The following is an 8,500-nucleotide window of genomic DNA, read 5'->3' as shown; positions in this document are numbered from 1 at the left end:
TCGGCTAATTTCACGACTGCTGCGCAGCCGAACGCAGGCTTCGCCAGCTGCTACAAAGTGCGGTTCGGCTTAACTGACTGGCATTAGGGCAAGCCCGCTCTCACAGGAGATCTTTGGCGGTCAGAAAGTTTGTGTCCGGTGAAGATTAAAATGTGGGAGCGGGCTTGCTCGCGATGGGGATCATGTTGCCTACACAGCTCTCGGAAAAAACGCATGTAGCCAAGGATCCGCCTGACTGCTCTAGCGTATCCAAATGGATACATTTGAGTAATGAAATATCTCATTCAACAAACTATGATCTTTGTGGCATGGCATGCCTCAATTCGCGACTTGCGGGCAAAATTAGCTATCGCTCGTCGCATTGACCGTGCTTCTGTGGGCAATCTGGGCGATATCAAATCCGTGGGTGATGGTGTTTCCGAAATGCGCGTGGACGTTGGTGCCGGCTATCGGGTCTACTTCACCATGCGAAACAACGTCGTCATTGTGCTGTTAGCCGGTGGAGATAAATCTTCGCAATCCGCTGACATCAGGCGGGCGAAAAAATTGGCAAAGGAGGTTTAAACATGAGCCAGACTTTGACTTCATTCGATATGGCGGCGCTGCTGGACAGCGACGAAGCTATCAGCGAGTACCTTTCCCAAGTGCTGGCCGACGGCGACAACGAGGAGTTTCTTCGTGCTATCGGCTATGTGGTAAAAGCACGAGGAATGACACAAATAGCGAAGGACTCGGGTATGGGACGCGAAAGCCTGTATAAGGCATTCGCTCCGGGTGCCAAGCCTCGTTTTGATACTGTCCTGAAGGTTATTCATGCCCTTGGAATTGATCTCTGTGCTCAGCCGGGTCATTCGGTAAATCACTCGGCTCACTGAGAGTCGCTTCGGGTTAAATAGCTTGCTTCACCACCAACGTAAAACACATCGGCAACTGCGCCGCTTGCCGCTCATACCGGTCATACAGTTCTTCACGGTTGGAGTGCGGGTATTCCTTGAAGTGGCTGATGTGCAACCCCGCGTCAAGGGCGCCGGTGAAGATGGCGCCCAGGGTATGGACGAACCAGTATGAAGTGGCGGCCTGCTGTTCGACCTTGCCTTCGTAGACGATCGGCTGATTCTGCACGAATGGCTCGCTGCGAAAATACGAGCTGTCCGGGCGGTACGGATCAGCTGACTCTGGATCGAACATTTCCAGGAACGGGTGGGTTTCGTATACCACCAGCGCGCAGCCGGGCTTGAGGGTTTGCGCGACGTGACGCATGAATTCACCGATGTCCGGCATCCAGTTCAAGACGCCGATGGTGATCAGGGCCACGTCGAAACGATGGTGCATCGCGCTCGGCAAATGATGGATGTCCGCCTCGATGAACTCGGGTGCATAAGGCGAGTGCGACGCCAACTCCCGGGCCTGATCGAGAAACGCTGCGGACTGATCGATGCCCACCACGCTACGGGCACCCAACGCATACAGTGAGAGACTTTCGCGGCCGTTGTTGCAGCCCAGTTGCACCACGTCCTTGCCATCAACGCCCACGTGCTCCAGCACGCCGGTCAACGTCGGATCAAGGCAGGAAAAGTCCCTCTGACCCACGGCACTCAAAATATCTTGCCATTCGCGGGTCTCTTTGTGATGTCTGGCGGAATCGTTCCACGCCTCGCGGTTGCTGGCGATGGCAGTTTCTTTTGTCGGCATTTCCATTGCACGCTCCAGAACTCAGACCTTGTTTGACCGGCACGAGTCTAGCTCAGCCTGTAAAAAAGCCTGTTGGAATCTTGTAAACCGGGCACGGCAAACGCGTGCCCGTACGGCAGCTATAGTTAATGGCCTTGGGGAATTGCGCGAAGCCGATTACACAGGTGTTGCCATGAAAAAGACCGATCTGACGCTGCTATTCACTGTTTGCCTGGTTGTTACAAGCGCCGCCCACGCAGACGACCGCCTGACGCCTACCACCGACTACAGCAGTGAGTTCCAGTATTACGGGGCCGACCAACCCTTCGCCCACCCCGCCCCACCCTCCATGAGTACAGTACCGCCAGGTTCATATATCCCGACCTCGCCAAAGGAGTTCATCCCGATTTCAAGCGAGCACGTGTTCTACGATTCACAATTGCCGACACTCGCCGATGCCTCCGTTCGGGTGTTTATCCGCACGTACGATGCCGTGCATGGCGTGTACGTGAACGAGGAAGTCCTCGACCCGAGCTGCACACTCGAGTGTCTCAGTCGTCAGGGCCCGATGTTGCAATAAAGCCTACCACTGGCGTTTATCCGGGCGTGCCAGGCCGAGTTTCTCGATCCGGTAGCGCAACATGTCGCGACTCAGGCCCAACAGCCGGGCGGACTTGGTGACGTTCCAGTCGGTCTTGTCGAGCATCTTGCGCACCATGTCGCGCTCGACTTCGGGCAGGTTCATCGACTCGGTGCCGTTGTAGGCCGGTCGCTGCTCGTGGTGTTGTGGCTCATGCTGATACATCGGCGGGTCATCCACCAGGCTCAGGCAAACGTTTAGCTGGTGTGCGGCGATGGTATCGCTCTGGGCCAGCAGCACCGTTTGCTCAAGCATGTTGCGTAACTCGCGCACATTGCCCGGCCAGCTGTAGCTGAGCAGCAGTTCTTCCGCCTGATCGCTGAAATGCAGGTTCGGCTTGCCATAGCGTTTGCCGTGACTCCCCAGGAAATGCCGGGCCAACAGCAGAATGTCTTCGCCACGGGCATACAGACGCGGCACCTTGATGGAAATGATCCGCAGACGGAAGAACAGGTCACGGCGAAACTTGCCCTGCTGGACCATTTGCTCAAGGTTGCAGTTGGTGGCGCTGATCACGCGCAGATCGACCTTGCGCTCTTTCACCGAGCCGACTCGGCGAATGGTCCGGTCTTCCAGCAGCTTCAGCAGCTTGGCTTGCAACAACAAGTCCATTTCACCGATTTCATCGAGAAACAGCGTACCGCCATCGGCGGCTTCCACCAGGCCGACACGACGGTCCTTGGCGTCGGTAAAGGCACCTTTCTCGTGGCCGAACAGTTCCGACTCCACAAGGTTGGAGGGGATCGACGCGCAGTTGAATTCAATGAACGGGCCTTTGCTGCGCGGGCCGTCGAAGTGCAGCGCCCGGGCCACCAGTTCTTTACCGGTGCCCGTCTCACCTTCTACCAGTACCGGCGGCAGGTCGGTGTTGGCCATGCGTCGCTCGGCGTCGAGCAATTGGGCGATGGTATTTTTCAGATAATTCATCGGTGCCGATTCGCCGATCAACGCCTGCACGCCGGACTTCTGCGCCTCACGTTCCTGATAAAACGACAACGTGCGCTCCATGCGATCGGTCGCCAGCGCCTTGTCCAGCAACAACTTGAGCTCAGGCAAGGCCACCGGTTTGGTGACGTAGTGAAAAGCGCCCTCTTTCATCGCCACCACGGCATCTTCGACATTGCCATAGCCGGTCATCATGATCACTTTCAGATCCGGCGCGCTGACGCGCAGCTTCTGGATCAGGTCGTGACCACTCATGCCCGGCAACGAGTTGTCGGTCAGCACCACGTCAGGGGCAAACGTACTTAATTGCTCCAGTGCATCTTCAGCAGAGTGACAAACCGTTACCTCGAAGTCTTTGCGCTCCAGGTAGGTCTGTATATTCTCGGCGAGGATTTCGTCATCCTCGACCAGCAATATGCTGCGCTCCATATTCCCCTCCCGTTGCCACTCTAAAATTGAGACAGACGCGGGTTCCTTCCTGCTCTTGGCTGGTCAATTCGACCGAGCCTTCGAAACGCTCCATTATTCGTTTGACCAGGGCCAGGCCTACACCTAACCCTCCTTGTTTGGTGGTGTAAAACGGCTTGAAGACCATCTGTTGCTGTTGCTTGGTCATGCCTTTGCCGGTGTCACTGAGAATCATGCGCACCTTGCCGGCCTGTGGCTGTTCGATCTCAATCTTCAGCGTGCCCCCCTTGGGCATCGCTTCCAGGGCGTTGGCAAACAGGCTATTGAGTATTTGTGTCAGCAGCACCTGTTGGCTGACGACCGGTGGGCAAGTTTCAGGCGTGAAGTCCACTTCCACGTTCGAACGTTTGATCAGCGCCTCGAAAGCACTCAGGGTGTCATCAATGGCCAGTACCAGATCGACCGTTTCGTAGTCGTCATTCATGGGCCGCAACGACACCAGCAACTCCCGGACCCAGCGCGACATGCGATCGACCTGATTGATGATGTCGCCGATGTTCTTCTGCGCACTCTGGCTGGCGATGCCCTGGGCCATCTCGGCGCTGGTACGAATGTTCGCCAGCGGATTGCGCAAGCTGTGCGCGACCGCCGAGGACATTTCCCCCAATGCAACGAAGGTTTCATTGGTAATCAATTGCTTTTGCTGGCTCTTCAACAACAAGGAGGCCTGGCGCACGATCCAGAACAACCCAAGATAGATGACCAGACCGCCGAGTACGGTCGCCAGCCAGATGGCCTTGAAACCACGCTGGATGCGCGCCACCAGGTCCACCGGTTCCTTGTAGATCTCGACCATGGCGACCACTTTGCTTTTGTCCGCATTGAACATCGGGATGTAATTCTCGATGAACAGGTATTCCGGCTCGCGCAGCAGCCTCTGTTCGGGACGCTCAACGTCGATCTCGTGGTAGCTGGAGGACACCGACTCCTTCATTTCAAACGATTCGTCCAGCTCCTCATCGCCTTCGATGCGTTCGCCGATCAGCTCCGGGTTCGTCGACCAGACCACGGTACGATCCTGCGCGTACACCGTCGCCAGCAAAATATCCGGCAGATGCTCCACATGATCGAGAAACTCCGAACGCGCAGACGCGCGGGTTGTCGGGGACACGTCGGGATAGGCGTTGTCCAGGCGCGGGTCGAGCATTTCGCCCATGGTTCTGTTCGGGCTGATCGAGGCATGACGAATTTCGGCAGCACCAATGGCCTGAAGGAACTGCGCGGTCAGCAACGAATCGCGCTCGATGCTCTCGATGACGACAAAACGCGTGGAAACATAGCCAAGCCCCGCCGCGACGAGGGCGATGATCACGAAGCTGCCCACGGAAAACCAGCGCAGCAGATTGAACTGCCCCATCCGGTTCTGGCCCTGTGCTGTCGGCGTGGCTGGCGCCGATTCTTTTTGTTGTTCCAGTGTCGGCATAGGGTTGTCCTGAATACTCGCATCAAGCCTGTTCAGCCATGTCACCGATCAGTGTAGGTGGCATTGAACGTGACTGTCTCTGACCCAATGATATTATTTAGCCGCTACTGCGCCTGCGCCGCTTTCAACGGTTGCTGGCGGTCGGTTTCTTCCTGCAAAAATTCAATGATCGATCGCGCGGATTTCTCATCCAGACGCAGGTTGGGCATCGGGACTTTGTCGTAACGTTCAAACAGCTCCACGGCAATCGGGTCTTTCTCCTTCAGCATGCGGTCCGGCTCGCGAATCCAGCGGTTGAGCCAGGCCGGGTCACGTTGACGGGTCACGCCAATCAGGTCCGGGCCGATGCTGCGCATGCCGATGCCCTGCCCGTCCATCGGGCCCAGGCTGTGGCACGACGCGCAGCGGGTGCGGAACAGTTCTTCGCCGTTGCTGGGCGGACGAATTTCCGGGGCATTGGCGTAGCTTTCTCCAGTGCTGGGTTTTTTCCAGTTCTGCAAGGTGTTGGCCAACTGATCGGCGAGAATCCATGGGTTCTCGAACGGTGAGGCTTTCATCCAGCGACCGGTGCTCTGGTTACCGACGATCAGACTCAGGTTGTGGTCCTTGTTGCGTCCGTTGTCGACGCCCTCAATGAACAGTCCGAGTTTTTTGCGCAGGTCAGTGACATCGGCAAATTCCCCGGTGAGGAATTTCCAGCCCGGTCCGACCTGGAAGCGTTGCGCATAGGCCTTGAGCACTTCAGGTGTGTCGCTCAAGGGGTCGATGCTGATGGAGTAGAAAAAAATGTCCTGTCCGACCCGGTCGCCAAGCAGCTTCTGCACCTGGCGCAGGCGCGCGGTTTCCAGTGGGCAGGAGTCACTGCACGTGGTGAAGATGAAGTTGATCACCACCACTTTGTCTTTGATCAAGTCATCGAAAAAACGCACCTGCTGACCGTCCTGGTCGGTCAGCAGGGTATTAGGGAAATAATCGCCGCCCCAGGGTGTCGCCGGCTCCGGTTCCTGCGGCGGCGACAGCACACCTTCATGGGCCAGCAGCACCTGACTGGCCAACAGACACGTCACCAGTACCAATACCAGGTGCATGCCCAGGGCGCGGGAGCGCGGTGTTTTCATGTTCACGTTCATGTCCATGTCGGCTCCCTCGCGGTGTTTCATTATTTAACCGTCACTTTAGGGCCAGAACCGTCGCCAGAACGGAAGGTTGGCAGCGCGGCGGAGTTGACGTAGCGCACACCATCCCAGCTGGGCAGCGGTGTTGGCATCAACTGGAATTGCCCGGGTTTCTCAATGTCCCAACGCAGCAGCATCGAGTTGTCTTCATGCTGAGTGTTATGACAGTGCTCCATGTAGGTCCCGGCGAATTCTCGGAAGTTGATGGCCATCTCGACGCTGTCCAGACCGTCTTTTTCCGAACCGATGCGGTACACGTCCTTACGCGCCCATTTTTCCCATTCCGGTGGTGCCTTGCCGCCGCGACTGAGGATGATCCCCTCCTCAAAGTGTACATGCACCGGGTGACTCCAGCCTGTACCGCCGGCCTTTATATTCCAGACTTCCAGCGTGCCGAAACCGGCGGCACCGGCATCGGTGGGACCGTTAGCCAGCTGGGTCGCGGCGTTCAAACGACGCGGGTCCATGTGGAAGCCAAAGCCGCCATCGGTCTTGACCGTCCAGGGTGCTTCGTCGGTACCGTCGGAGCGGCCGAAGGTGAAGGTGCGGTGACGTGCCTGAGCCAGCAGCGACTTGTCGGCCGCATTGTCGCGATGGATCTTCAGCGGGATCATCACCAGGCCTTCGGCTTTACCCGGTTTGGCCGGTTCATAAGCGACCGGGTCCATGCTCAGGTCCTGACCGGTGTAGGGCTTGACGTTGAGTTGCAAGATCTTGCCCACCGCCGGGTCGCCCTTGTCCCACATTGGCCCTTTGCTGGTTTGCTTGATCACCGCTTTGTAATTTTCGGAGAGCACGTCGGCCAGCGACACCGGCTCTTTCGGGCCTTTACCATCGTCATGCACCAGCAGGTTGACCAAGAACACCTTGTCACCCGGCTTGATGCCGTTTTTCGCGAAGTTGACGATGATGTCAAAGCGCTCGGCAATGCCTTGGGTCGGCAGGATGGCGTTGTGGTTCTGTTTATCGCCATCGGCGTCGAGGTCCATGGTGCCGTCGAAAGGCACGCTGTGTTCCATGATATTGCCGTCGTTGGCAATCATGTGGAACGGCACGCGGGCATAGGACACACCCGAGCCTCTAGGTCCCTGGAACTCGCCACTGGTGCCTTTGATTTCACGGACAAGGGCGAACTTGAAGTAGCGCGACACCGAACCGTTGAGCATGCGGAACCGATAGCTGCGGGCGCGTACATCCAGGGTCGGTTTCCATTGCCAGTTGACCAGCACCTGATCACCGATGAAGCCGTCGGTGTTGAACGGGTTGAACCACAACTGACCGTTCTGATCCCACGCCTTGTCGCCGAACACCAGGTTGACGTCGTAGTCGCGGTTACCCCAGGGCAAGGCGCTGCCGCTGGGGAAACGCAGGTTGACGCCGTCGTTCACCGATTCGTTGCCACGGTCCAGGGCGCTGTAGTAATTCATCATCGCCGCGTTGCCCTTGTAGACGTTCTGCGCGGTGAAATCGAGCATGTGGTCGTGGAACCAGTGGGTGCTCATGGTTTCACGCCAGTCTCCACGGATCTTGATCGTGCCGTTCTCGCACGTCTTGCGGCTCGGGGTGACGTCGTTGGTCCACAGGGTTTCGCCCGGCGAGCAAGGGAACGCCGCGCGTGGATCATGCGCGTCGGTGTTGATGGTGTCGTAACCGGCCAGCTGGATCGGCCAGCGATAGTCGTAATACTGCCCCGGGAAGAAAAACGCGTTGGCATAACCATCGCTTTCCGCCGGTGCGTGACCGTTGTGTTCGTGGGTACTGATGGTGTGCAATCCAAAACCCATGTTGGCCGCCGGGTCGATCGGCAAGCCGTTGTAGTGGCGCATCAATACTGGTTGGCCATAACGCACCATCAGCAATTTCGGCGGCAGGGTGCCGTCGAAGGTCCAGACCGAGTTGTGATTCTGCACCGGCATGTTCGGGTGGAAGCGCGCATCAACGCCTTTGGAGGTGCCATCCGTTGCCGGCACGCCGGCGACGTTGTGATAAAGGCCACCGGGGCCGAACTCGCCCACGGCGTAGTGGTGCATCTGCAGGCTGTCACGCCAGCCGCTGTTGAGCCTCGCCCCGGTTTGCACGGTTTTGTAGGCCAATTGCGGGTAGAACTCGTTCCAGCGCTGATGCGACCAGCCCTTTCCTGGCGGACGACCTTCAGCCGACGAGCCTATATGGCGGGTG

The 8,500-nt window shown here is 57.7% G+C and carries 8 protein-coding genes; 3 read left to right on the top strand and 5 right to left on the bottom strand.

Going from position 1 to position 8,500, the window contains the following annotated elements:
• Positions 1-270: 270 nt before the first annotated feature.
• Both PMI22_RS01320 and PMI22_RS01325 read left to right on the top strand, forming a co-directional pair.
• Positions 271-564: a type II toxin-antitoxin system RelE/ParE family toxin gene (locus PMI22_RS01320; protein WP_007949239.1), complete on the top strand. Its 294-nt coding sequence runs from the start codon at positions 271-273 to the stop codon at positions 562-564.
• A gap of 2 nt (positions 565-566) precedes the next feature.
• On the top strand, positions 567-875 hold the full coding sequence (locus tag PMI22_RS01325) for an addiction module antidote protein (protein ID WP_007949238.1): 309 nt from the start codon (positions 567-569) through the stop codon (positions 873-875).
• Positions 876-888: 13 nt separating this feature from the next.
• On the opposite strand, the gene PMI22_RS01330 is transcribed toward PMI22_RS01325, so the two are convergent.
• Entirely contained in the window at positions 889-1,698 is an 810-nt protein-coding gene (locus PMI22_RS01330; RefSeq protein WP_007949237.1) for a class I SAM-dependent methyltransferase, read from the bottom strand.
• 166 nt (positions 1,699-1,864) lie between these two features.
• Here PMI22_RS01330 and PMI22_RS01335 point away from each other — a divergent pair, with 166 nt between their 5' ends.
• Positions 1,865-2,251 (top strand): hypothetical protein, encoded by a 387-nt coding sequence (locus PMI22_RS01335; protein ID WP_007949236.1) that lies wholly within the window; start codon positions 1,865-1,867, stop codon positions 2,249-2,251.
• 3 nt (positions 2,252-2,254) lie between these two features.
• Here the strand turns inward: PMI22_RS01335 and PMI22_RS01340 are convergent, their stop codons facing one another.
• From PMI22_RS01340 to PMI22_RS01355, 4 genes are all read right to left on the bottom strand, one after another.
• Positions 2,255-3,685, bottom strand: coding sequence for a sigma-54-dependent transcriptional regulator (locus PMI22_RS01340; RefSeq protein ID WP_007949234.1), 1,431 nt, complete (start codon positions 3,683-3,685; stop codon positions 2,255-2,257).
• A complete protein-coding gene (locus tag PMI22_RS01345) occupies positions 3,654-5,147 on the bottom strand; it encodes a sensor histidine kinase (protein WP_007949232.1) in 1,494 nt (497 codons plus the stop codon). Before PMI22_RS01345 ends, PMI22_RS01340 begins: the two co-directional genes overlap by 32 nt.
• 104 nt (positions 5,148-5,251) lie before the next feature.
• A complete protein-coding gene (locus tag PMI22_RS01350; protein WP_007949229.1) occupies positions 5,252-6,283 on the bottom strand; it encodes an SCO family protein in 1,032 nt (343 codons plus the stop codon).
• A 23-nt stretch (positions 6,284-6,306) separates the two neighbouring features.
• On the bottom strand, positions 6,307-8,500 hold a 2,194-nt coding region (locus tag PMI22_RS01355; RefSeq protein WP_007949228.1), incomplete at its 5' end, for a multicopper oxidase domain-containing protein.

Origin of the sequence: Pseudomonas sp. GM21 (assembly GCF_000282215.1) — a bacterium.
Lineage (GTDB): Bacteria > Pseudomonadota > Gammaproteobacteria > Pseudomonadales > Pseudomonadaceae > Aquipseudomonas.
Note: the sequence above shows the minus strand (reverse complement) of the source record. Positions and strands in the feature narration are given on the sequence as shown.